Source organism: Bacillus sp. MC1252 (assembly GCF_056838025.1).
In genome coordinates this window covers 3,505,081-3,530,372 of sequence record NZ_CM166369.1, presented here as the reverse complement: position 1 = coordinate 3,530,372, position 25,292 = coordinate 3,505,081, and the positions used below count along the sequence as shown (strand labels likewise).

Annotated in this window: 24 protein-coding genes and 1 riboswitch; of the genes, 18 read left to right on the top strand and 6 right to left on the bottom strand. The window is 42.5% G+C overall.

Features of this window, described 5'->3' with window-relative positions; translation table 11 throughout:
- Positions 1 to 31 precede the first annotated feature (31 nt).
- A complete protein-coding gene (locus ACYH0L_RS18205; RefSeq protein ID WP_249705663.1) occupies positions 32 to 1,138 on the top strand; it encodes a DNA alkylation repair protein in 1,107 nt (368 codons plus the stop codon).
- Between the two features lie 32 nt (positions 1,139 to 1,170).
- Here the strand turns inward: ACYH0L_RS18205 and ACYH0L_RS18200 are convergent, their stop codons facing one another.
- On the bottom strand, positions 1,171 to 2,508 hold the full coding sequence (locus ACYH0L_RS18200; protein ID WP_099727230.1) for an amino acid permease: 1,338 nt from the start codon (positions 2,506 to 2,508) through the stop codon (positions 1,171 to 1,173).
- A 320-nt stretch (positions 2,509 to 2,828) separates the two neighbouring features.
- On the opposite strand from ACYH0L_RS18200, the gene ACYH0L_RS18195 reads away from it, so the two are divergent.
- Entirely contained in the window at positions 2,829 to 4,343 is a 1,515-nt protein-coding gene (locus ACYH0L_RS18195) for a methyl-accepting chemotaxis protein (protein WP_482354213.1), read from the top strand.
- 39 nt (positions 4,344 to 4,382) lie between these two features.
- Here the strand turns inward: ACYH0L_RS18195 and ACYH0L_RS18190 are convergent, their stop codons facing one another.
- On the bottom strand, positions 4,383 to 5,366 hold the full coding sequence (locus ACYH0L_RS18190; RefSeq protein ID WP_099727228.1) for a Gfo/Idh/MocA family protein: 984 nt from the start codon (positions 5,364 to 5,366) through the stop codon (positions 4,383 to 4,385).
- A 144-nt stretch (positions 5,367 to 5,510) separates the two neighbouring features.
- A complete protein-coding gene (locus tag ACYH0L_RS18185; protein WP_099727227.1) occupies positions 5,511 to 5,870 on the bottom strand; it encodes a MerR family transcriptional regulator in 360 nt (119 codons plus the stop codon).
- Positions 5,871 to 6,179: 309 nt separating this feature from the next.
- On the opposite strand from ACYH0L_RS18185, the gene yidA reads away from it, so the two are divergent.
- A complete protein-coding gene (yidA, locus tag ACYH0L_RS18180) occupies positions 6,180 to 6,992 on the top strand; it encodes a sugar-phosphatase (protein WP_099727226.1) in 813 nt (270 codons plus the stop codon).
- A gap of 36 nt (positions 6,993 to 7,028) precedes the next feature.
- Here the strand turns inward: yidA and ACYH0L_RS18175 are convergent, their stop codons facing one another.
- Positions 7,029 to 8,036 carry a helix-turn-helix transcriptional regulator gene (locus ACYH0L_RS18175; RefSeq protein WP_230031656.1) on the bottom strand — a complete coding sequence of 336 codons (1,008 nt, stop codon included), beginning with the start codon at positions 8,034 to 8,036 and terminating at the stop codon, positions 7,029 to 7,031.
- A 114-nt stretch (positions 8,037 to 8,150) separates the two neighbouring features.
- On the opposite strand from ACYH0L_RS18175, the gene ACYH0L_RS18170 reads away from it, so the two are divergent.
- Complete coding sequence (locus ACYH0L_RS18170) at positions 8,151 to 8,858, top strand: class I SAM-dependent methyltransferase (protein WP_367308037.1); 708 nt, start codon at positions 8,151 to 8,153, stop codon at positions 8,856 to 8,858.
- Complete coding sequence (locus ACYH0L_RS18165) at positions 8,855 to 9,952, top strand: saccharopine dehydrogenase family protein (RefSeq protein ID WP_482354212.1); 1,098 nt, start codon at positions 8,855 to 8,857, stop codon at positions 9,950 to 9,952. The genes ACYH0L_RS18170 and ACYH0L_RS18165 overlap by 4 nt, the downstream gene beginning before the upstream one ends.
- 27 nt (positions 9,953 to 9,979) lie before the next feature.
- Here ACYH0L_RS18165 and ACYH0L_RS18160 read toward each other — a convergent pair whose 3' ends face one another.
- Positions 9,980 to 11,809: an acyltransferase family protein gene (locus tag ACYH0L_RS18160; RefSeq protein WP_099727222.1), complete on the bottom strand. Its 1,830-nt coding sequence runs from the start codon at positions 11,807 to 11,809 to the stop codon at positions 9,980 to 9,982.
- Between the two features lie 230 nt (positions 11,810 to 12,039).
- On the opposite strand from ACYH0L_RS18160, the gene ACYH0L_RS18155 reads away from it, so the two are divergent.
- The 11 genes from ACYH0L_RS18155 (at position 12,040) to ACYH0L_RS18105 (ending at position 22,500) form a co-directional block, all read left to right on the top strand.
- Positions 12,040 to 12,915, top strand: coding sequence for an aldose 1-epimerase family protein (locus tag ACYH0L_RS18155; RefSeq protein ID WP_482354211.1), 876 nt, complete (start codon positions 12,040 to 12,042; stop codon positions 12,913 to 12,915).
- 61 nt (positions 12,916 to 12,976) lie between these two features.
- Positions 12,977 to 13,921 carry a sugar-binding transcriptional regulator gene (locus ACYH0L_RS18150; RefSeq protein WP_482354210.1) on the top strand — a complete coding sequence of 315 codons (945 nt, stop codon included), beginning with the start codon at positions 12,977 to 12,979 and terminating at the stop codon, positions 13,919 to 13,921.
- An 84-nt stretch (positions 13,922 to 14,005) separates the two neighbouring features.
- Positions 14,006 to 14,677: a deoxyribose-phosphate aldolase gene (gene deoC / locus ACYH0L_RS18145; protein ID WP_249705656.1), complete on the top strand. Its 672-nt coding sequence runs from the start codon at positions 14,006 to 14,008 to the stop codon at positions 14,675 to 14,677.
- Between the two features lie 167 nt (positions 14,678 to 14,844).
- Complete coding sequence (locus tag ACYH0L_RS18140) at positions 14,845 to 16,026, top strand: NupC/NupG family nucleoside CNT transporter (protein WP_099727219.1); 1,182 nt, start codon at positions 14,845 to 14,847, stop codon at positions 16,024 to 16,026.
- A 24-nt stretch (positions 16,027 to 16,050) separates the two neighbouring features.
- Positions 16,051 to 17,352, top strand: a complete 1,302-nt coding sequence (locus ACYH0L_RS18135) for a pyrimidine-nucleoside phosphorylase (protein ID WP_482354209.1) — start codon at positions 16,051 to 16,053, stop codon at positions 17,350 to 17,352.
- Positions 17,353 to 17,678: 326 nt separating this feature from the next.
- Positions 17,679 to 18,122 (top strand): MarR family winged helix-turn-helix transcriptional regulator, encoded by a 444-nt coding sequence (locus ACYH0L_RS18130; RefSeq protein WP_230031660.1) that lies wholly within the window; start codon positions 17,679 to 17,681, stop codon positions 18,120 to 18,122.
- 13 nt (positions 18,123 to 18,135) lie between these two features.
- Complete coding sequence (locus ACYH0L_RS18125; RefSeq protein ID WP_099727216.1) at positions 18,136 to 18,774, top strand: nitroreductase family protein; 639 nt, start codon at positions 18,136 to 18,138, stop codon at positions 18,772 to 18,774.
- 25 nt (positions 18,775 to 18,799) lie between these two features.
- Positions 18,800 to 19,093, top strand: coding sequence for a putative quinol monooxygenase (locus ACYH0L_RS18120; protein ID WP_099727215.1), 294 nt, complete (start codon positions 18,800 to 18,802; stop codon positions 19,091 to 19,093).
- Between the two features lie 188 nt (positions 19,094 to 19,281).
- Positions 19,282 to 21,663 carry an immune inhibitor A domain-containing protein gene (locus ACYH0L_RS18115; protein ID WP_482354208.1) on the top strand — a complete coding sequence of 794 codons (2,382 nt, stop codon included), beginning with the start codon at positions 19,282 to 19,284 and terminating at the stop codon, positions 21,661 to 21,663.
- A gap of 205 nt (positions 21,664 to 21,868) precedes the next feature.
- A complete protein-coding gene (locus tag ACYH0L_RS18110) occupies positions 21,869 to 22,123 on the top strand; it encodes an ORF6C domain-containing protein (RefSeq protein WP_099727213.1) in 255 nt (84 codons plus the stop codon).
- Positions 22,124 to 22,128: 5 nt separating this feature from the next.
- On the top strand, positions 22,129 to 22,500 hold the full coding sequence (locus ACYH0L_RS18105; RefSeq protein ID WP_099727212.1) for a DUF1304 domain-containing protein: 372 nt from the start codon (positions 22,129 to 22,131) through the stop codon (positions 22,498 to 22,500).
- Positions 22,501 to 22,724: 224 nt separating this feature from the next.
- Here ACYH0L_RS18105 and ACYH0L_RS18100 read toward each other — a convergent pair whose 3' ends face one another.
- Entirely contained in the window at positions 22,725 to 22,889 is a 165-nt protein-coding gene (locus ACYH0L_RS18100; protein WP_003214630.1) for a hypothetical protein, read from the bottom strand.
- A gap of 254 nt (positions 22,890 to 23,143) precedes the next feature.
- On the opposite strand from ACYH0L_RS18100, the gene ACYH0L_RS18095 reads away from it, so the two are divergent.
- Both ACYH0L_RS18095 and ACYH0L_RS18090 read left to right on the top strand, forming a co-directional pair.
- Entirely contained in the window at positions 23,144 to 23,800 is a 657-nt protein-coding gene (locus ACYH0L_RS18095) for a type 1 glutamine amidotransferase domain-containing protein (RefSeq protein WP_482354207.1), read from the top strand.
- A gap of 141 nt (positions 23,801 to 23,941) precedes the next feature.
- Positions 23,942 to 25,069, top strand: a complete 1,128-nt coding sequence (locus tag ACYH0L_RS18090; RefSeq protein ID WP_099727210.1) for a hypothetical protein — start codon at positions 23,942 to 23,944, stop codon at positions 25,067 to 25,069.
- A 56-nt stretch (positions 25,070 to 25,125) separates the two neighbouring features.
- Positions 25,126 to 25,229, top strand: a riboswitch (TPP riboswitch).
- Positions 25,230 to 25,292: the final 63 nt, after the last annotated feature.

Genomic DNA, 25,292 nt, shown 5'->3' with positions numbered 1-25,292 from the left:
TTACGGATTGGGGTAAAATAATGATATTGAGATGTGGGAGGCGGATACGATCGAACCATTAAAACATGTATATCATGAATTATTTATTCAAGAATTAGCGGAGAAACTTGAACAAGCGTCCACTAAATTTGATACGGCTGAATTCCAGCGGCTCGTGCTTCAAGAGGATTGGGCACAGCTTGAGTTAAAAGGACGAATGAGAAAAGTCACTGAATCGATGCATGCCTGTCTGCCTGAGGATTACGAGCAGGCAATTGAAGTGCTGCGTCAGGCAGCACCGCATTTTTCAGGACTTAGTGCGCTCGTATTTCCAGACTACGTCGAGACGTACGGTCTGGCACATTGGGATATCTCGATTAAGGCGCTCGAATTCTTTACACCTTTTTCCACTTCTGAATTTGCTGTTCGGCCATTTCTGATTCAAGATCAAGACAACATGCTGGCGCAGATGCTGGTGTGGTCACAGGATCAAAATGAGCATATCCGCCGGCTGGCTAGTGAAGGATGCAGACCACGTTTGCCATGGGGGGTATCTGTTCCTGCGCTTAAAAAGAATCCTTCGGTTACACGGCCTATTTTGGAAAACTTGAAATCGGATCCGGCGAGGTATGTGCAAAAAAGTGTAGCGAATCATTTAAATGATATTTCCGCAATTCAGCCTGATCTGATGAAGCAAACGGTCAAAGGCTGGTATGGAACCAATGAACATACGAACTGGATTGTCAAACATGCATCCCGTACATTACTAAAAAAAGGCGATCCAGATATTATGGCCATGTTTGGCTATGGAGACGACCCGTCCATTCAAGTAACAGATTTAAAGGTAGCGCAACATTCTATTCGAATTGGAGAAAAAATGGCCTTTCATTTTACTCTTCAGGCTGATAAGCCACTAAAGCTGCGCGTAGAGTATGCCATTGATTACGTTAAAGCTCGGGGTACCCGCAATCAAAAGGTATTTAAAATCACAGAATTTGAAACAGGCTCAGCGATACGTAGAGAATTCGTCAGGTCCCAGTCTTTTCAAAATATGACGACGAGAAAGCATTATGCGGGAACCCATACTTTATCGATTATCATCAACGGTGTCCCAAAAGCGTCGCTTGATTTTGAAGTGACAGAAGACAGCAGCTCATGAAAAAAACCCGCCTCTATGGCGGGTTTTAGCGTTTAAGCCTTCTTTTTCATTAAAAATGAAGCAATAATGGCAGCGACTAAGAAACCGATGCTAATAATCGAGCTAGGCAAGTTTTCTTGTCTGAATAGGAACATAACAAAACTCACACTTAGTACAAGACCTGCAAATAACGTCAAATACGGAAACAGCCACACCTTGAAATACGGCTCCTGTGGATATTTCGGGCGAAGTTTCAGATGTGCCATGCAAATGCTAATCCAAATGAGTGAAACAGCAAATCCAGGAATAGCCAGCATATAACTGAAAATTTGCTCTGGATATAAGTAAGCAAAGAATGTTCCGATGAGAAGAAACAGAACGGTTACCCATAAACTTAAAATAGGTACGCCTCTTTTATTGACCTGTGCCAGCTTTTTCGGACCGCCGTCTGATTTAGATAGAGAATGAATCATTCTCGTCGTCCCATAAATGCCAGAATTGGCCGCAGATAGAACGGCTGTAATCAATACGAAATTAATGAAGTGAGAGGCGCCTTGCATACCAGCAGCAGAGAAGACTTGGACAAAAGGACTGTTATTTGGATCGATTTGATTCCAAGGAATGAGACCACAGATAATCAAAATTGGCAATGTGTAAAATAAAATAATACGCCACATCATACTTTTGACAACACCAGGTAAGACCTTCTCCGCATCCTTTGTTTCTGTAATGGTCAGCCCGATCAATTCAGAGCCCCCATAAGAGAAAATAACCACTAATAATGATGCAAAGATCGCACCCCATCCGTTCGGGATAAAGTTTTGATAATTGGTGAGAGCAGGTGTGCTTTGTTCGTTCGGAATGATCCCAAATAATAATGCTGCACCGAGAATAATAAAGACAATAATAACGAAAATCTTCATTCCAGCGAACCAAAACTCAATTTCACCAAAATATTTTACATTATTTAAGTTAATTCCGATGACTAAAAGCGAGCAAAGTAAACATAGTGACCATAGCGGCACGTTCGGCATCCAATATTGGAGCAGGCTGCCTGCTGCAATGATCTCGATGACACACACAGTGAGCCACATAAAACAGTAAACCCAGCCGACTACAAATGAAAAACGTTGACCAAGCGCAATCTGTATAAGGTCGCGAAGGTTATTCCCCGGATAGACTATGGCCATTTCAGCCAAGGCTGCCATGACAATAAGAAGTAGCAATCCGGCAAATACATAGGAAAAGATGACTCCAGGACCTGCTAAACCGATTGTATCGGCACTTCCTTTAAAGATTCCTGTACCAATGACCCCGCCCAACGCAATCATGCGAATGTGACGCGGCGATAAAAGCTTTTTTAATTCTTGTTGTTCCTGATTCGCGCTCATGTCGTTCTCCTTTTTTAAAAATGCTTATGTTCCATTTTCTTTTTTCAAGACGCCAGTGTCAATATAAAAAAAGAGATTTTTCAGACAAAATAGACGGTTTATTCTATCAATTTAGCTACTTATCTCCATAAATTCCTTCCTTAATCCAAAACCAAAATATGAAACCTAGTGAAAAAATGAACATCTGCCTTATTGATGACATAAACAATTGTCTGTTTTTGTCGATATATCATTTGTATTACTAAAGACCTAATAAAGAATTGTTTATAACTGTAAAATATTTCAAAAATGTATGAAAGAGCTGAAAGGAGTTATTGAAGATGTTTATGAGAAAAGCAAATGATTCATCGTCGGGTATCCTTCTAAGTGAAAGCAGTCAATTAATAGAACAAATCGAGAAGGGAGATTTTTCAGCGAGACTAGATACTGCTGCGTTCTCTTCTAGTCAAACGATAGAAGCAGTGGCTCAAATAAATGAAGCTTTGCAAAAGATGCAGGAAGCGCATGAAAATATTCATATGCGTATGAATTTATTGACAAAAGCTATTCAAGTTGGTTTATGGGATATGACGGTCGTAGCAGGAGATCCAGTGAATCCTAAAAATGAATTCACATGGACGGATGATTTCCGGAAAATGCTTGGCTTTCAAAATGAGCACGATTTTCCGAATGTCTTAGACAGCTGGGCATCTCGAATTCATCCAGATGAACAAGAATACACCTTGAATGGGTTCTCTACGCATTTATTGGATCATTCTGGTCGTACGCCATATGATATCGAATATCGCTTAAAGTTGAAAAACGGAGATTATCGCTGGTTCAAAGCAACAGGAACGACTATTCGTGATCGAAATGGTGTACCTCTTCGTGTGGCGGGGGCTCTTTTTGATATTCATGATCAAAAATTGAAAGAAGAAGAGCTGCAAGCATTCGTGACAAGATATGACCTGATCAACCGTGCGCTTGTGGAAGCTCCTTGGGACATGGTCGTAGAGGCAGGAGATCCAGTCAATCCAAACAACGAATTCTGGTGGTCTCCACAATTTAGAAAAACGCTTGGCTTCACAGATGAAAAAGATTTCCCGAACGTTTTGAGCAGCTGGAGCGATCGTTTGCATCCTGAGGATCAAGAAATGGCCCTGCAAGCCTTTGCTGATCATTTAAATGATCACTCTGGGCGCACGCCATTTGACATTGATTATAGATTGCAGAGTAAAAATGGCGAGTACCGCTGGTATCATGCGGGTGGTGAAACCATTCGTGATGAGAAAGGTGTACCTCTTCGTGTTGCAGGAACCATTCGTGATATCACTTTAGAAAAAAATAAAGAGAAAACAGCCAATGAAATGGCTTCTCAAGTAGAACAGCTTTCAAGTTCTATTAGTGAGATGGTATCGGGCATTAGCTCTGTTACAAACCAAGCGCAGGAGCTTGCTGTAGCTCAAGAGCAGTCAACGTCTGCCGCAAATCTAGCGAAAAACAGTGCAGATGAGACGAAAAACATTTCTGACTTGATCAAAGAAGTGGCGAACCAAACGAACCTACTTGGTTTGAATGCTGCGATCGAAGCAGCTAGAGCTGGTGAGCAAGGACGTGGATTCTCAGTCGTCGCAGATGAAGTGCGTAAGCTGGCGCTGCATAGTGCCAATGCAACAGAAAATATTGAATCTAGTTTAACTGAAATGAAAACACAAATTGATGAAATTCTTGAAAACATCTCGAATATGACAGCTCTTACGCAAACACAGGCTGCTTTAACAGAGCAAGTAAATGCTTCAGTCGATGAAGTGAATCACATGTCTCAGCGTCTTGTGGCGTATTCAAAGAGTATTTAAGCTTAAAAACCGCCCTCTCGGTAGAAGGCGGTTTTTCGCTTAAGCATGATCTGCCGGGAAAACAATACCTGCATCTTTTCTTGCGGCTTCAAGGACTTTCATGACAGAGAGACTTTCTTCAAGCCATGCATAGCACTGTTCATGATTTTCTGTTTCAATAATGTGCTGGAAAGCTTCTGCTTCATAAAACAGGCGGTTTGGATTCGTTTGTGCATTGAGTGAGATGACCCTGTCATCAACATGCAGCAGCACTTCCTCACAGCCATTGGCCCCATTTTTCACATGTATGAATCCTTTTTCTCCTTGAATCAATGCGAAGTTCATGCTGCTTGTATCCTTACTGCCAACACTTGTCGCAATGAAATCATTGTAATTGAACGTCAAAACACCAGATGTGTCAATGCCGTTAGGATGGCGGTTGGCCTGATAGCGAACCTGCTCCGGTGATCCAAAAAGATTCATGATGAAATGGACATTATAGATATTAATATCCATCAAGGCTCCTCCAGAGAATGCTGGGTTAAAGACATTCGGCGTTTCACCGGCTAGCAGCTGATTATATTTACTTGAATATTGACTATAGTTGCATTGGACCAGTTTGATTCTGCCTAATTGATGAAGGTGCTTTTTGATTAAATGATAGTTTGGCATATGAACGGTCGTAATGGCTTCAAATAGGAGGAGCTGCTTTTCCTTTGCGAGAGCGATTAAGGCTTCCAGCTCTTTCACATTAGAGGTGAAAGGCTTTTCGCAAATCACATGTTTTCCGTTTTTCAATGCAGCCGTGGCATGCTCGCTATGTAAACGATTCGGTGATGCGATATAAACAGCCTCTATGTGTGGATCTTCTAGCATAGCGGTTAAATCTGTATAAGTGGTTTGCACACCAAATTGATCTGCGAGTTTCTTTGCCGTTGCTTCCTTTCTTGAATAGACAGCGTGACAAGAGGCACCTTCCAGCTGTTCAATTGCCTGCAGGAAGCCTTCCACAATCACACCTGTGCCGATGGTTGCAATATTCATTCTACTCAAAACCCCTTCCACTCGTTTGATATCAAGTAAAGCTGTCTCTAGTATAACTGATGTTTAAATTGCGCGTGCACTTGGGACCTGGGCGGAGAGTGGTGCCAGTGACAAACACCGGCACATCTTTGGCAGCCCTTACAATTAGCTGATGTTGGCTAATGTTTGTTTCGTTAACAATTGAATGGCAGCCTTCCTCTTTTTTAACTCTTGAATGGAGTGTTGTATATCTTCGACTTTTTGTTCGAGCAGCTGTTCAGCTTCTGTTTTTGACTGTTTTTCAAATAGTGACGTGATAATTTCACGAATTTCTTTGAGTGAGAAATCTAGCTTTCTCGCTTCGGTGATAAAGGATAGCATGAGTACATATTTTTTATCATATAAACGATAGCCGTTATGCGCTCTCTTAGGCTCGGGGAGCACACCCTCATTTTCGTAAAAACGAATGGTTTCAATATGTACACCAGACATTTTTGACAATTTCCCTCTCGTAAACGTAATCATTCCCTGCACCTCCTTTCTTTGCTATCCATCATACATTAGACTTGCTAGTTTCAACATATTCAATGGTGAACATTTGTTTCATTTCATTCATTTGAAAAGGGGAGTAAGCTCTATTTAAATCAGGTTGAATAGAATGCGATATAATAGAGTAGGATAAAGTGATTTTTGTTACAGGGGAGAACAAGTAGACAGAGTGAGAAAAAAACGATAGGCTAAAATAGGTAAATAGTAATGGAATGATAAGTGATCATGTAGATGATTGCTCAAAATAGAGACAGCACGTTTTTGCTGAGAAAAGGGGAGCAGTGAATGTATAAATTAGTCGCAATTGATATGGATGGTACGTTATTAAATGATCAACATATGGTGCCAGATGAGGTTTTCGAAGCCATTCAACAGGCGAAGGCAGAAGGAGTTAAAATTGTTTTATGTACAGGCCGGCCAATTGGCGGGGTGAACCGCTATTTAGCAGAGCTTCAGCTCGATCAAGAGGGAGATTATGTGATTGCCTACAATGGGGCTCTTGTACAAAACAGCCATACAAATGAAGTGGTGTCAGAACTGACTTTATCCTATGATGATTTGACTTCTTTATATGAACTGAGCCGTCAGCTCGACACGCCGATGCATTATTTCGATTCAGCTCATTTGTACACACCAAATCGCGATATTAGCGAGTACACAGTGCTAGAATCCTACTTAACAAAATTACCACTTAAATATGTACCTGTCGAAGAGGCAGATCAGTCAATGAGACTTCCGAAAATGATGTATATCGATCAGCCAGAACGTTTAGAAAAGACGATACAAGCCATCCCGTCTGAAGTGAAGGACAAGTACATGATGGTAAAAAGCACGGATTTCTTCCTTGAAATCCTGCACCCTGATGTGAGCAAAGGAAATGCCGTGAAGCTTCTAGCTCATGAGCTTGGTATTTCTCGTGAAGAAGTGATGGCTATTGGTGACAATGGGAACGACGTGTCGATGCTGGAGTTTGCAGGCTGTGGCGTTGCCATGGGAAATGCCATTGATGACGTCAAAGCAGTAGCGGATGTTGTGACAAAATCCAATAATGAAGCCGGAGTGGCACATGTGCTGCATGAGCTAGTCCTAAGAAAATAAGGAAAGAGCGGTCTACCCATGAGGTAGCCGCTTTTTTTATATGTTTGAGAAAAAGTAAACAAGCATACGTCTGCTGCTCAAATTCGTTTTTTGCAGCATCGCCTTCACATGATCATGGACGGTATGGGTTGAAATAAATAACGTACTGGCGATTTCCTTTGTAGACAGGCCCTTTAATAAACAGTCAAGGACGTTCATCTCTCTTTCTGTCAGCCGATACGTTTTCGCTGCATAAGGAAGAATATCACTCGTTTGGGCTCGCTTGATATGAATCATGACGGCTTCTGCCTGCCCGGCTGCCTGCTCTAATCGAAATGCCTGAAGAGAGAGAAAAAGCCCCGTAGGCATTCTCGTCATGCTGGCTGCTGTTTGTGCGCTGCCGCCGTATACAAGCTTAGCGCTTAATGCTCTAAACGGACGGGGCATGACGGCACGGTCATGGATTTGCTCAAAGGTTTGGAAGGTATGAAGCCAATGAAGCCCTGTCTCATTTCCATAAAGAAGGGTGTGATCATGAGAAAGAATGATGAATCCTTGCTGATTCGCCGCGTCATCAGCTTCAGTGTCTCTTTTTTTGAAAAGCTCATCTCTCAGTTTGGCTGCGAGTGCTGGTGTTTGATGGATGACCGCTTGTATGTCTTGTTCATGAAAAGGTTCCTTTCCCTTTTTACGATAGAGGCTGGCGATTCCCCAGCATTCTCCTTGAATCACAAGGGCTGCCCGTAATTCATCTGCCCATCCTTTAGGGGTCAAGATGTGCTGATAGCGCTCGCTGTTGTGATATTCTCCGCTCTGGACCAGGCTCGCAGCATGTACAGGTCCTTTGGCTAGAGAATCATGCTGGTGCACGTCCTTTTTTAAAAATTCATTTTGAAACAGCTGGTCATGAATTTCTTCAATCGGTTCATCTGTGAAGGAACCTGTCGAGAGGAGGGTGGCTGGATCAATGGTTGTGATGCAGGCGGCATCAAAATCAAGGACGGTGGCAAGCTCATCCCGAATGTGTTGTCTCAGCTGCTGAAAATGAGTGGCTGGATTGGTCACTTGATCTCCTCCTCAAAAATCCCTACTTTTAGGGATCGTTTTTTCTGATGTCTCTTTTTACAATAAAGTGTACAGGAAACCATGTAAAGAGGAAAGGAACTGGGGGAGAAGCACATGAAAGGAAATCAGCATTGGTACGATCCCGTTGCTGAATCATACGCAGCAACGATTGCACATAAAGCACCTGGCTATCATCTCTTGCATGAGCTGTCAGTAGATGTATTAGAAACCGAATTAACGGGAGCAGCCTCTCGCATTCTGACTGTCGGAGCGGGTGGCGGCGAAGAGATCATCAACATGCTCCAAAGAAAAGAAGACTGGCAAATCACAGGGGTTGATCCGTCTCCATCCATGCTTGATATGGCCAAACGGCGGGTTGCACAGCTTCATATGGAGGAACGCGTCACTTGGCATAAGACCGCATTAGACAAGGTGTCGGCTGAAACTGTGTACGATGCAGCGGTGAGTATGCTTGTGATTCATTTTGTAAAAGATCGGCTGCCATTTTTACAGGAGATTGCCCTCCGGCTTCAACCAGGGGCACCGCTTGTGATGGCTTTTATTCAAGGAAATATGAAGTCTCACTCATTTCAGCAGGAGCTTCATATGCTTTCCCTATTCATGCAGCGTCAAGGCCTGGAAAAAGAAGTGTTTACTTCCTTTAAAGAAAGGCTGGGAGACACGACGCACCCTGTGTCTGAGAAAGAGATGAGGGGACATTTAATCAAAGCGGGATTTGAAGACATCAGACCTTATTTTCAGGCAGGAATGATCAAAGGACTTGTTTGCAAACGAGGTCGTAGAGAGGCGGATGAGAGATGAGATCACAGGTGATGGTGATTGGCGGCTATGGACATGTCGGACAGCAAATATGTCTTCAGTTGAGTGAAGTGTACCCTGGGCAAGTTTTTGCGGCAGGTCGAAGCTATGTGAAGGCTGAACAATTTTCACGCAAGACAAAAGGGCGGGTTCGTCCTTATCAAATAGATGTCAAAAAGCCGTTAAATTCGGACTGGATGGATGAAACGAAGCTGGTGATCATGTGTCTTGATCAAGACGACACGTCATTTGCTGACGCCTGTTTGCGGTCAGGGATCGATTATCTCGATATTTCGGCAAAGGGGGTATATATGGAGCAGATGGCAAAGCTGGATCAGCAGCACATGGGTGCAACTGCTTTGTTCAGTGTAGGGCTTGCGCCTGGCCTTACGAATTTATTAGCAGCGAAAGCGGCATCTAAGCTCGCTTCAGTGGATCAAATGGATATTAGCATTATGCTTGGGGTGGGCGATCAGCATGGAAGAGCCGCCATTGAATGGACCATTGATCATGTCCATTCTGACTATGAGCTCACCGAGCATCGTCAGCGGAAAAGAGTCAAAAGTTTTACTGGAGGGAAACGGGTAGACTTTGGCGGGAAACTTGGAAAGCGGTATGCCTATCGATTCCCCTTTTCTGATCAGCAGACATTGCCTTCAACGCTTCGCGTGCCTTCTGTAACGACAAGGCTTTGTTTTGATTCCCGCGTGGCAACGCGCGCATTGGCTTTTATGAGGAGTCTTGGAATGACGTCATTTCTCACCTTACCGAAGATCAAGGAACGAGCCATCTCGTTGATTCAATCCTCTCAAATGGGGACAGATCAATATGCGGTCAAAGTGGATGTGACAGGAATGAATGGGGAAAGGGTTCATCATTCAACGCTTGGAATTAAAGGACACGATGAGTCTCAGGCAACAGCTCAAGTCGCCTGTGCCACGGCCCTGCACTTGTTGAACAGACGATTTCAGCCAGGCGTTTTTCATATTGAAGAATTATTTTCACTAAAATATGCGAACGGTGATTTCGCTTTGGTTGATCAAAAAACGAAGGAAGAGCGGGCGTTAGCGATTAGAGCCAGCCTTTTGACGGCATAAAAGAAGACTAGCGCCATGCTAGTCTTTTTATGATGATGACGACACATCTCCTTTTTTCTTGATGCTTGCTGTAATGAGCTGTGTCAATGTGTCAGATCCTTTTGTTGAAAGATGGACACCATCTGGCTGAAAATAGGCTGGCTGTCCTGTAGCGGCCGAATGCCAATCGACCAAGGTCACATTGCGATGTTGATCGGCCACTCGCTGGATCACTGCATTCACATCATTTTCCCAAGACCTTGGAACTCTCGTGTTCACAAGGAAAATGTGTGCTTTTGAAAAATGCTGAATGAATGATGTCAAAGTGCCCTCAGTAAAATAACCATTTGTCCCAAGCTCAATAATAATGGCGGAATCAGCATGATTCAATGAAGCATATTGAGGGGCGATACTGATGGCTTCATTCATTTGTCTGCCAACCTTCGCATCAATGGTGATTTGTTCATATACCTTTTCGAGATTAGGAGCAATATCTAACATGACGGAATCACCAATGGCGAGAATTTGATGAAATTGTTTGTGATCTCCTGCTTTTTTTCCGTGTTTTTCTTTCTTTTTCTTTGCTTTTGATTCCGAAGGGTCAGGGTCTCCTGCTTTTTTTGGTGCCGTCTTAATTTGTGTCACTTCCTTGGCATGTGGGGATGTATGAGACGAGCTAGACATGCCAATTGTAAACAAAATCAAGAGAGCTGCGGTAATCCCAAGGAACACTTTATTGGACATAGACCATTGTTTGATTCCTTTTTTCCAAATAGACCAAGAGGCAAAATATTGTCTGAATCCAAGCTGTCGAATGGGCTGTTCGATCCAGCGATAGGAAGCCTCTGCAATCAGTAGAATTGCCATGAGCTGCAATGTGACACGCCCCATGGAAGGCTGTCCAATTTCAATAACCGGTGTGGTCAGCACAATGATGGGATAATGCCACAGGTAAATACCATAAGACCGCTTCCCAAGCCAGACGAGGGGTTTAAAGGACAGCCATTTCCCCACGAGACTTGCAGGGTGGCATATGCATGCAATTAAGATTGCTGCATTAAGACAGAATAAAAACATACCGCCCTGGTAGAGAAAGCTGTCAAATTCGTCCACTGCATAAACACATAGAAGGAAAATCGCAAACGAACCAAATCCAGCGATATGTAAAATACGTCTGCCAACAGGAAGTAATTTTCTGCTAGACAGTCTTTGCATCGGCCATACAAATGCGAGACTGCACCCAATCAGGAGCGCAAATGCACGAGTGTCTGTTCCATAATAAACCCTGCTTGGGTCAGTATCTGGCGAATAGAGAATCGCCATCCATAAGGCGGAGACGAGTGCAAGGCCAAAGGTGATCATGGGGAGGTGGGCTCTATTTTTCATCCATTTCAGTCCAGCAATCAACAGCACCGGCCAAATAATATAAAATTGCTCTTCTATTGCCAAAGACCATAAATTTTTCAGTGGAGATACAGCATTGAAGCTGTCAAAGTAAGAAAGCTGATGAAAAATGTACCACCAGTTACTCACATAAAAAAAGGATGATAAGGCATCGCCACGAATGGACAATAATGCGTTTGAACCAGCAATGGCGCACCAGCTGACAGTTAAAAAAATCATGATGTAGGCAGCTGGAAGAAGCCTTCTGATCCGGCCCATCCAAAATGGCAAAAGCTCTTGATAGCCCAAATCCTGCTTATGCAGCAAGATCGTCGTAATCAAGTAACCAGAAATCACAAAAAACAAATCAACGCCAAGAAACCCGCCGCTTGCGGGTCCGATATGTAAGTGATAAGCAATGACCGCCAATACGGCAACAGCCCTCAGCCCATCTAATCCTAATATGTAACGTAAACGGTTTTCCTTGCTGTTCATGAAAATGAATCCCCCATCAATGTCGAACGCTTCTTATTTGTTGTTTACTCCAAAAGAACAACGATTCTTTTATTTTATATAAGATTAGACGAATCAGCATCACATTTTGTTGGCGAATTTCTGTCTTTTTTAAAAAAATTTTTTTATTTGAAGAAGAATGGATGGGTTGGGAATACTCAAAACCAAAATCCCTGTCATAATAAAAGAAGAATGAAAGGGGGATGTGTTGAATGAGAACGATTGAAAATGATCAGCTATTGATTCAGATCAATAAGAGGGGTGCCGAAGTCAGAGAGGTGCTTCACAAGGAAAGTGGGCGTCACTATATGTGGTCTGGTGATCCGGCTTATTGGGGCAGGGTCTCACCCATCTTATTTCCGATTGTTGGACGATTAAAGGATGATCAATACAAGATAGGCGATCAAACGTATGAACTCTCGCAGCATGGATTTCTTCGTGATGTCGATTTTGATCTATTTGAAGAAGCGAAAGATAAAGTAGCTTTTCAATATCAATCAAATGGCCGCCACGTTGAGCAATATCCTTATGAATTTACAGCCCGCATTCGTTATGAACTGTCGGAAAATGGGCTGACGATTTCCTGGGAAATTGATCATGACGGAGATGACACGATGTATTTCTCTATTGGTGGGCACCCAGCATTTCATGTCCCGCTTGTTGAAGGGGAGCAAACAGCAGATTATTCACTGACATTGACACCTTCCACCGAACATGATCCAGTCCAATATGAACTTCAGGATTCACTTGTAAGAGAGAAGAGGAAAGGAGTTCAGCTTGAGCCGATTCAGCTCCAGGCAGAGCTTTTCCAGCATGATGCGATGATCTTTAGTCATATCAATCGAGTGTCATTGTTTTCCCAGGCAGGTCATGGGGTTGAGATCTACCTCAGTGGTTTTCCATTCGTTGGCATTTGGTCTCCTTATGATCAGGAAAAGAGAACGATGGCTCCTTTTGTTTGTATTGAGCCTTGGTATGGCATCGCCGATATGGAAGGGACGAATGGGCAGTACAAGGAGAAATTCGGCATTCAAACTTTAGAGAAGAATGAGACCTTCCGTGCCGCCTATACGATTTTCTTCAAATGAACATTTGTGCATGATCAGGTGAACAATTTGTTATGATAGAAGAAAAAAAGGAGGCGTACGAATGGATCGTGAGAAACAGCAACTAAGTATTGAAGCGGCAAGGCTCTATTATTTATCTGATTACAGTCAGCAGGAAATCGCCAAACAGCTTGATCTGTCTAGACCGACTGTGTCTCGGCTGCTTCAATATGCGAAGGAAAAAGGGTACGTCCAAATCACGGTGATGGACCCGTTTGAGGATTTAAACGAGCTGTCTTCATTGCTCAAGGAAAAATATGATCTGCTCGCAGCTCATGTAGTGTTTTCGCCAAAGGACGACTATCCGACCATCACCGATTACCTGAGCCAATTTGGTGCAGATTACTTGCAAGACACGGTGAAAGACGGTGATATCGTAGGGGTGAGCTGGGGAACCACGATGTATCAAATTGCACAAAACATGCAACCTAAACAGGTAAAAGGTGTAGAGGTTGTCCAGCTGAAGGGCGGAATCAGCCACTCACATGTCAATACATATTCTGCGGAAACCATCCAGCTGTTTGCGGAGGCCTTTCAAACAGCACCACGCTATTTGCCGCTTCCTGTTGTGTTTGATAGTGCAGCTGTTAAAGAGATGGTCGAACAGGACAGACATATTCAGCGGATCATTGAAATGGGCAAACAGGCGAATATCGCTGTGTTTACTGTTGGGACGGTAAGGGATGAGGCGCTTTTGTTTAGGCTTGGTTATTTCCGTGAAGAAGAAAAAGCGCTGCTTAAGGCATCTAGCGTTGGAGATATTTGTTCACGCTTTTATGATCATGAAGGACGTATTTGCAGTGAAGCGATTAACAATCGGACAATCGGTGTGGAGCTTGATGATTTAAGGAAAAAAGAACGGTCTATTCTTGTCGCTGGCGGCCATCGAAAGGTTGCCTCTATCCACGGAGCACTTAGAGGAAAATATGCGAACGTATTGATCATTGATCAGCACACAGCAAGAGCTCTTTTAAATGTCACAAAATAGATGAACAAAATTTCATAACTATATTTACAATTGTTCAATAGTCATTTATGATGAAAGTATCATAATTAAAAGGAAGTGTGAAGCATGACGATAGCAAAGCTCATTGATCATACAGCACTAAAACCAGATACAACTAAAGCTGCGATTTTGCAGTTACTTGAAGAAGCAAAAACTCATCAATTTGCATCCGTTTGTGTCAATCCAACATGGGTGTCACTTGCAGCGAAAGAACTAGCAGGAACAGGCGTTGATGTATGTACAGTCATCGGTTTCCCGTTAGGCGCAAGTACAACGGCGGTCAAAGCATTCGAAACAAAGGATGCGATTGAAAACGGAGCAACAGAAGTGGACATGGTCATCAATATTGCGGCACTGAAAGACGGCGCATATGATGTGGTGGAACAAGATATCCGTGCGGTTGTAGACGCAGCGAAAGGTAAGGCACTTGTGAAAGTCATCATTGAAGCGTGTTTACTCACAGATGAAGAGAAAGTACGAGCTTGTGAGCTTTCTGTGAAAGCTGGCGCTGATTTTGTGAAAACATCGACTGGATTTAGTACAGGCGGTGCAACCGTTGAGGACATCGCATTGATGCGTAAAACAGTCGGACCTGATATCGGTGTGAAAGCATCAGGCGGCGTGAGAACAAAAGAAGATGTTGAGGCTATGACAGCTGCAGGTGCTACCCGCATTGGTGCCAGTGCAGGCGTTTCCATTATTAAAGGGGATCAATCAGCTCCTTCGAAAGACTATTAATTCATACGGTCCTATGGTAGGATAACAATCATGATGCATTAAATGATGAAAAAGTCATATGCGGAAGGATCTCGTTTATGGGAATTTCTTCCGCGATTTGTTTGCGAAATAGGGTTTATTCCATACAAGCGCATTAATGTAAACGAATTCATTCGAGGAGGAAAAACATGAAATACGTGATTGGTATCATCGGTTTGCTGGTGATTCTCGCCATTGCATGGCTGGCTAGTAACGGGAAAAAACGAGTGAAATTCCGTCCAGTCATTGTCATGATTGTACTGCAATTTATTTTAGGTTATATTCTGCTCAATACAGGTGTAGGAAATTTCCTAGTCGGAGGATTTGCAAAGGGATTCCAAATGCTTCTAGGCTATGCCGGTGAAGGAATCAACTTCGTATTTGGCGGGTTAATGAATGATAATGCGTCAACTTTCTTCATTAACGTCTTGCTGCCGATTGTCTTTATTTCTGCCTTGATCGGTATCCTGCAGCATTGGCGTATTCTCCCGCTTATCGTACGCGGAATCGGGTATTTGCTTAGTAAAGTGAATGGAATGGGGAAACTAGAATCCTACAACGCAGTAGCATCTGCGATTTTAGGTCAATCAGAAGTCTTTATTTCCATTAAGAAACAGCTCGGATTATTACCTCAGCAGCGTCTTTATACATTGTGTGCTTCTGCGATGTCGACTGTATCGATGTCCATTGTCGGTGCGTACATGCAAATGATTAAACCAGAGTACGTTGTGACAGCACTTGTGCTGAACCTATTTGGTGGATTTATTATCGCGTCTATCATCAATCCATATGAAGTGTCTAAGGACGAAGACATGCTCGAAGTTGTAGAAGAAGAAAAACAATCCTTCTTTGAAATGCTTGGCGAATATATTATGGATGGTTTCAAAGTAGCCATTGTTGTAGCTGCGATGCTGATTGGATTCGTTGCGTTAATTGCGATGATTAATGGAATCTTCACAGCGGTCATCGGCGTTTCTTTCCAAGATGTACTTGGATATGTTTTTGCTCCATTTGCTTTCTTAGTCGGTGTACCTTGGAGCGAAGCGGTACAAGCAGGAAGTATTATGGCAACCAAAATGGTGTCCAACGAATTTGTGGCGATGCTGGCGCTGTCTGGAGACGGTCTACATTTCACTGCACGTACAGAAGCCATCATCTCTGTATTCCTTGTATCATTTGCGAACTTCTCCTCTATTGGTATCATTGCTGGAGCAGTCAAAGGCTTAAACGAAAAACAAGGAAACGTTGTCGCACGCTTTGGATTAAAACTGTTATTCGGTGCAACACTCGTCAGCTTCTTAACTGCAGGCGTTGTCGGTTTGATTTACTAATTTAAAAAAGGAATGGTGAGAACAATGAGAATGGTAGATATCATTGCGAAAAAACGTGACGGAAAAGAATTATCTTCAGAGGAAATTTCTTTCTTTGTCAAAGGATATACGGACGGAACAATTCCTGACTACCAAGCAAGTGCCTTGGCTATGGCGATTTTCTTCCAAGATATGACGGATCAAGAACGTGCAGACTTAACACTCGCTATGGCGAACTCAGGTGATACGATTGACCTGTCTGCCATTGACGGCATTAAAGTAGATAAGCACTCAACAGGCGGCGTAGGCGATACAACAACTCTTGTACTCGCTCCTCTTGTGGCAGCACTTGATGTACCTGTTGCGAAAATGTCAGGGCGCGGCCTTGGGCATACAGGCGGTACAGTGGACAAGCTTGAAGCTGTGAAAGGCTTCCACGTAGAAATTACAAAAGACGAGTTCATCGAGCTGGTGAACCGTCATAAAGTAGCAGTCATTGGGCAATCAGGCAACCTCACACCAGCTGATAAAAAGCTGTATGCTCTTCGTGATGTGACAGGAACCGTTAACTCCATTCCGCTCATTGCAAGCTCCATTATGAGTAAGAAAATTGCTGCTGGTGCAGATGCAATCGTACTAGACGTGAAAACAGGTGCAGGTGCCTTCATGAAAACACCTGAAGACTCTGAGAAGCTGGCAAAAGCAATGGTTCGTATCGGAAACAACGTTGGCAGACAAACGATGGCTGTTATTTCTGACATGTCTCAGCCGTTAGGCTTAGCAATTGGAAATTCCCTTGAGGTGAAAGAAGCGATTGATACACTCCGAGGCGAAGGTCCTGAAGACTTAAACGAGCTTGTGCTCACATTAGGAAGTCAAATGGTTGTTCTTGCGAAAAAAGCAGAGACACTTGATGAAGCAAGAGAAAAGCTAATTGAAGTCATGAAAAACGGCAAAGCACTTGATAAATTCAAGGAATTCTTAGAAAATCAAGGTGGAGACGGCTCGATTGTAGATCAGCCGGAAAAACTGCCGCAAGCACCTTACCAAATCGAAGTTCCTGCAAAAGAATCAGGTGTGGTTGCTGAAATCGTCGCAGACGAAATCGGTGTTGCAGCGATGATTCTTGGAGCAGGACGTGCAACAAAAGAAGATGATATCGATTTATCTGTCGGCATCATGCTGAACAAAAAAGTGGGCGATCGTGTAGAAAAAGGCGAGTCTCTCGTGACGCTGCATGCGAATCGTGAAGATGTTGCGAATGTGACGGAGAAAATTTACGACAACATCCGCATTGCTGATCATGCCGATGCACCAACTTTAATTCACACCGTAATTACAGAATAAAGATAAAGGACAAAAGTGATTGATTGATCGCTTTTGTCTTTTTTTATGTCAATTTTAGTTAGAAAGGTGGGAGGGGATAATCCATGAGATGCTCAAACTGATTCTCTTCATTTTTGCTGTCTTGATCATCATTGGAATCATTAGTCACTATGCAGGACCAACATCGACAACAGGAACATAAGGCGGGCGTACAGCTCGTCTTTTTCTATTGAAAAAAATTTCACTTTATGAAACAAACCTCTTGCAATCATCAAACAATGGGTGTATATTAGTTGATGAGTCAATGATTGATATATCAACTAATTGATCTGAATAGAAAAGAGGGGATGGCATTGACAGCATTTTGCTCTGAAGAAGCAGAGATATTATATCGTTTGCAGTGTGTGAACCGTATGATGGGCGTGAAGTTCGAAGCATGCACGGGCATCAGCCAATCAAGACTGGAGTTGCTATCACTGTTATTTCAAGCCGATGAAATCAGCCAATCAGATTTACAGAAAAAAGTAAATATTGATAGTGCGGCTGTGACGCGTCACTTAAAACAGTTAGAAACAAAAGGGATGGTCACGCGCAGAAGAAAGCCGGAAGATAATCGAGTCACACTTGTCCGTCTGACAGAGGAAGGCAGAACAAGAATCGAAGCTTCTAAAAAAGAAAAAGAACGATTTATCTCAGAAATGCTTGAAAACGTAAGTGATGAAGAACGAAAGCTTCTCACTGATGTGCTCATCCGTATACAACAAAACATCGAAAAGATTCAAACAACCTAAAGGAGTGTTACACATGGCTACAGCATTAAAAACAAACGATTTTATGGACATTATGAAAGGGCGCCGCTCGATTCGTAACTATGACCCAGCTGTAAAAATCAGCAAAGAAGAAATGACAGAGATTTTAGAAGAAGCAACAACTGCACCATCATCAGTGAATGCACAGCCTTGGCGCTTCATGGTTATTGACAGCCCAGAAGGAAAAGAAAAGCTTGCACCACTTGCAAAATTCAACCAAACTCAAGTGTCAACATCAGCAGCTGTCATTGCTGTATTTGCAGATATGAAAAACAATGAATACTTAGAAGAAATTTATTCAAAAGCAGTAGAGAACGGCTACATGCCGCAAGAAGTGAAAGAAAGACAAATTGCTGCATTAACTGCACATTTTGACGCTCTTCCAGAGCAAGTCAATCGCGAAACCATCTTAATTGACGGTGGAATTGTGTCTATGCAGCTTATGCTTGCTGCACGTGCACACGGCTATGATACAAACCCAATTGGCGGATATGATAAAGAAGTCATCGCTGAAACATTTGGCTGGGATAAAGAACGTTATGTACCAGTGATGCTGCTATCAATTGGGAAAGCTGCTGACGAAGGCTATGCATCTTACCGCTTACCGATTGATCGTATTACAGAGTGGAAATAATATCATTTCAAAAGGAGACGATTATATGATAATTACTCATGCAGGGATGACCATTCATCCAGAAAAAGAAAACGAATTTCTAGAAGAAATTAATGCATTAATGAAAGCTTCGCAAGCGGAAGAAGGCAATGTATCCTACAAGCTGTTCAAGGATACAGAAAAGGAAAATGCCTTTTTAATGTTAGAAGTGTGGAAAGATGAAGCAGCAGTTCAGAGCCATAATGCAAGTGCACATTTCCAAGCTTTCGTAGCGAAGGCAAAAGAATTCTTAGCCGCTCCACTTGATGTTGTTGCCTTTCAAGGCGAGCAGCTTTCATAGAAAACAACAATCACCCTAGGCGTTTATTGCCTAGGGTTCTTTTATTTTCGACACATGGTTCCGCCCGTTTCATTCCCGTATTGTGCATTTTCCACAAAGTTTCTGAAAATAAAATGTTTTTCGACTTAAGTATATTGGAATATGCTAGAATTAGATATTATTTATTACCAAATTAGGGAGGAACCAATATGAAAAAAGGGAAATGGACGAGCATAGCACTAACAGCTGTCCTCAGTTTAGGCACATTGACAGCTTTCAGCACACCTCTATCTGCCCACACCTCAGAAAAATCAACATCCTCAGACGGTGGTCATTATTCGGGTATTCCATTCGACTCAAGTGTCGTGAATGAAGACCGCCTCATCAAAGCCTTGAAAAAACAAGGGAAAATCAAAAACAATGCCAATGAGGCAGAAACCCAAAAGGCATTAAAGAACTATCTAAAGAAAAAAGAAGAAGCTGCGATGAAACAAAGCGCAAGCACCTTAACAGAAGAGCCTGAATTCCTGAAAGAATACAAACAAGAAGTACATAACAAACTAGCCAAAAAGAAAAAGTTAAAGAAGCATAAAGGAAAAGAAGGCAGCCAAGTAAAACCTGTCAAAAAGGAAAAGTATAAAGGCGACGTTCGCAATGATAAAGTATTGGTTTTATTAGTAGATTTTAAAGATTATAAGCATAATAGTATTAAAAAAGAAGAGACTGATATGTACTATGACAAGTACGATCAACAGCACTATCAAGATATGCTTTTCGGAAAAAATGGCTACATCGGTCCAGATGGAAAACGAAAAGTATCCATGAAGCAATATTATGAAAAGCAGTCCGGCGGCAGTTACACGGTCAGTGGAACAGTTGCTGGCTGGTATACAGCCAAGCATGAAGCAGCTTATTACGGCGGGAATGTCCCTGACGATGAAGGCAGTGATGGCAGACCGCGTGAATTGGTGAAAGAAGCCCTTGAAGCAGCAGCAAAAGATCCGAATATTGACCTCGGTGAATATGATCAATGGGACCGCTATGATGTTGATGGAGACGGCGTTTATAACGAGCCAGACGGCATCATTGATCATCTCATGGTCGTTCACGCTGGCGTAGGTGAAGAGGCAGGCGGCGGACAGCTCGGCTCTGACGCCATTTGGTCTCACCGCTGGTCACTTGGTGATGTATTTGAAATTCCGAATACTGAATCTGAAGCGGGTCAAGGCGGAAAATTAGGAGCATTAGATTACACCATTGAGCCTGAAGATGGTGCAGCAGGCGTTTTCACACATGAATTCGGGCATGATCTTGGTCTTCCTGATGAGTATGATACACAATACACAGGTAAAGGAGAGCCCGTTTCTTACTGGTCTATCATGTCAAGTGGGAGCTGGGCAGGTAAAGTACCTGGTACGGAACCAACAGGCTTTAGTCCATATGCAAAAGAAATGCTTCAAAACCTGCATGGCGGCAACTGGCTTTCAGGACAAACCATTGATGGTAAAACATTAAAGAAAAGCAAAACAGTATTAATTGATGAAGCAGCAACAAAAGGAACCAACCATGATGCGGTTCGCGTAGATTTACCAGATAAAGAGATTGTGGTCACAAAGCCTGCCGAGGGGAAATACGCGTACTTCAGCGGGACGGGTGACAATTTGAATGCAACCATGACGACAACAGGTATTGATTTGTCGAAGGGAAGCAAAGCAGAGCTTACGTTTAAAGCATGGTACGATATCGAAGAAGATTATGATTATGCATATGTAGAAGTTCGTGAAACTGGAACCGAGCAATGGAAAACCATTGCTGGTAACATAACAAATGACCGAAATGAAGCAGGTGCTAACGAAGGTAATGGCATCGACGGAAAATCAGACGGCTGGGTAGATGGAGCCTTTGATCTTTCTGCTTATGCAGGGAAGAAAATCGATCTGCAATTCCGATACACAACCGATGCAGGCTATTCGCTACCAGGCTTGTTCGTAGATGATCTGAACGTAACAGCAAATGGAACGAAAGTGTGGTCAGATGATGCCGAGGGAACGTCCACTTTCACCTTCAATGGTTTCTCGCAGTCTAATGGAAAACAATATGCAGCGCAATACTATTTACTAGAGTGGCGCTCTTATGCTGATGTCGATAAAGGCTTAAAGTCTATCAAACGTGGAGCAAGTCTGATGAGCTATAATAACGGTTTGGTCGTGTGGTATGTCGATCAATCGTATAGTGATAACTGGGTAGGAAAGCATCCAGGGAACGGCTTCCTTGGTGTCGTAGATGCGGATCAGCAAGTATTGAAATGGAGTGACGGCTCCATCGCGGCGACAGGTTTCCAAGTACATGATGCAGCATTCTCTTTGAATCCAAGTACGAAGCTGAATATTGATTATACAGCGACAACAGGCTTAACCTTGGAAGATCGCTATATTCGTCCGACTCGTACATTTAGTGATCAAAAGAATTATGTGAATCCAAATAACCCAGATGCAGGACGCGATGTGCCGACATATGGTCTATCCTTTAAAGTCATTGGACAAAGTAAGGATCGTTCTGTTGGAAAGGTATTAATTTCTAAAAGTAACTAAACAGAAAGCCGGATTCTACCATTGAATCCGGCTTTTTGATGTGTTGAGATAAGGATTTTTATCACATGATCGTTTTTTGATCGAATGTTTGTTCTTTTTTATTTTGATATCCGAATGAAACCATTATATAATAGAGACTGGAAGGTTTTCTTTCATTCACGGTTCTTTTTAGCTGTTAAAAAACAGGAAAGGATGAGCGTTACCAATGAGTTGTGTCACTGCCAAGCAATTAAAGGTGATTCGAGGGACGATGCAGACTTTTTGCAGCCATTTGGAGTATGATGGCCATGGTAAGCTTCATATCAATACCATCATGGCTTTTATTAAAAGGGAATTCGGTGTAAGGAAAATGAAAGACATTCCACAAAGTCGGTTTACTGAAGCGCTAGAATTAATACAAGACTTTGATTTATACACGGACAAAATAGAGATTCGTGATCGTCTATCAGAAAGGAATTAACTAAATTGAATATTTTAGCAATGATTTTAGTAGGAATTGTCGCGATAGAACACATTGTCATCATGTTACTAGAAATGTTTTTTATGGAATCAAAGATGGCTAAGAGATCTTTCCGGCTCCCTGAACACTTACAAAAAGATCCAAATGTGAAGGTGATGTTTGCCAATCAAGGACTTTATAACGGGTTTCTAGCTGCAGGGCTCATTTGGGGGCTCATTCTCGGATCGAATACCGTTGGATATATGATTCAGCTATTTTTCATTCTTTGTGTGATCATCGCAGCGGTATTTGGCGGTGTAACATCCAATAAATCCATTATCATCAAACAAGGAGTACCAGCCTTGCTCGCATTAATTGCGCTTATGCTGGCGATTTAATCTTAAATAAAGCCGCCCCGATAAGGACGGCTTTCAGCGTGTAGACAAACCTTCGCATTCGGTGTCAGTCCTGCGTGCAGGTGCTCACGAATCTCAAATTCGCTCTGCTCCGGTACACGTAGACTTCAAAGGTTTTCTATCACGCTGAAAAGAAGACAAAGGGCTAAAATAAAGATCATTTTAGCCCTTTGTCAACAAGCTGAGCCGCTCTGATAAGGGCGGCTTTATCTTTTTCGAAGACCCATCAAACGGATAATGGATGTCAGACAAAGAGCTACGGCAACAGCCAAAATGATTTTTCCGTACATGACCCCTGTTAGGTTCATTAAGAAGACGGCCAATATGATACAGAGCGTGATGATGATCATCACAATCGAATAGGTTTTCATCTCTTTTCCACTCCTTTAAAAGTTCCCTCCAGCACGAGAGGTCTGTCAATCTTTCCTCATATTATATCACTCAATGGCAATTTTACATGAAATTCCCTACCAACAGAATGTGACATAGTGATGAGATTTGAAGTGATGGCATATTTTTTAGAAAATCGGGTATCACATAAAGAGTTGCATCGAAGTCGAATTGCTTGATATTTAATTGTGCAAAATATAAAATAACCACATGATGAATCGAAAGGATGATCAAGTTGAGTAAGAAAGTTTTATTAGTATCGACAAGCAGCCCGGAAATGAACGGACACCCAACAGGCTTATGGTTAGAAGAATTGGCGGAGCCATTTCACATCTTTAAAGAAAATGAACTAGACGTACAAATTGTCTCCATTCAAGGTGGAACTGTACCGATAGATAAAAATTCAATTCCTGAAGGTGTTCCAGCGCAATATCAGGATGTATTTGAATTACTTCAAGACACAAAGGCGCTAACAGATGTGAACCCAGCTGATTATGATGGGATCTTCTTTGCGGGAGGACATGGCCCAATGATCGACTTTGCATCCAATCAGCTGTTAGCTGATGCGATCTTAGCGATTTCAGAAAAAAATGGTGCAGTCGGAGCCGTTTGCCACGGTGTTTCAGCCTTTGTTGATGTGAAGGATCGTGATGGAAAATCATTTATTGAGGGAAAAAAAATAACAGGGTTCACGAACGAGGAAGAGGATGCCGTTCAGCTGACATCAAAGGTTCCATTTTTATTGGAAACAAAGCTTCGTGAGCAAGGAGCGGTGTTTGAAAAAGGAGAAGCTTTTGCGCCATTCGCTGTTGTTGATGGACAAATCATTACTGGACAAAACCCAGGATCAAGTGCAGAAACAGCACGACTATTTGTCAAAACCATTGTATAAAATGACCAAAAACCAGTCGTAACGCATACGGCTGGTTTTTTTGTTATAAAAATGTCCTAAAAAAGACCGAAACAATTACTGGAATAATGGTAAAATGATCACAGGGTAAAAAACCCAAATGAGGGAAAAGGGGATGTTCCTGTGAGAGCATTTTACGTAAAAATCACCGCAGCTTTACTGTCTGTTTTACTTGTGACAACAGGTTTATTTTCACCAGCGTTAAAAGCAGAAGAAGCGCCAAAATCAGATGGAAAAGTGTCGCCACTGACGGAAAAAGCCATTCAGCAAGTGCAAGAGTCGTTTTTGAAGCAGGATGAAGGAACCGCTATTCAACAGAAGCAAATGAAAAAAACATTTAAAGTAGATAAGAAAAACGGAATAAGTATCAAACGAAAAGCCGCTAAAGATGGAAAGCTGCGCACGTCTGCCGTACGCTCCATTGATGGACTAGCAATCAACCAATCGGCTGTCTTAACAGAGGACGATCCAGTTGATTTATGGTTTTTAAGCACGTCTTCACCCCAGGCACTCATCAGCCGGATTACCTCTTCAAATCCTGATTATTTCGTCCAATTATTTGTTGTTGATTATGAAACAGGACAAGCCTACCCAACGGATCTCATTCAGCCGGCTGGCAGTCTTCTTGGGTTAACCAATTTACCAGCTGGTGATTACGCATTTGGTATCACAAGCGGTGGAGACTTCGGAGACTCCTACACGTTACAGGTTAATGCAAAAAATCCACCTAATTTCACAGGTGCTGTATCTCTATCGTCAACCCTGCAATACTTTGTAGCTGAGTATGCAAATGGTGATGTATTTGCAAATGGCACAAAAGTATATAACAAGCAATCGAAGACAGCAGATTATGAATGGAAGCGTGTGTTTTATTTCTCATATGATGGAAAATATGAACAGAGAACCCATTCGATTTCAAGTGTGAAAGTGAAAAGCATTTCGGCACCAGTGTCGTACTCAGCTCCTTATGCGAGTTCCTCAGAGGCCATTCTCGTCTACTTAGATGTGGAGACATTGTTTATGTACCATCAATCATCGTTTGCAAGCGGGCAATATTATCATGATACCTTTGTTGATACTCTCGGGAAGACAACACCAAGACGCCTAGACCTTGATGATTTGACAAATTACGGCGATCATATTTTAGCCGTTGATTTAAAAACAGGAAAGCCGATTGATTTCTTCAGTGTTCTTAATTTTTACTATGCTGCAGGGATCGAGAAGCTGCCAACAATTAAAACATTGAATTAAGAAAGGCGGTTGACATCAAATCGCCACATGTGTAGAGTAAAGATAATTAAATGACAAAAGTCCACTAGGGGAGTCATGTATGACTGAGACAAGAGAAAATCTTGGACCCTTTGAACCTGATCTAGTTCGTACTAGCGGAGGGAAGTGGAGCTGGACCTTGTCTTATTCATGATTGAATTGATAAGAAGGCCGCTCCATTTGGGGTGGCTTTTTCATTTATTCA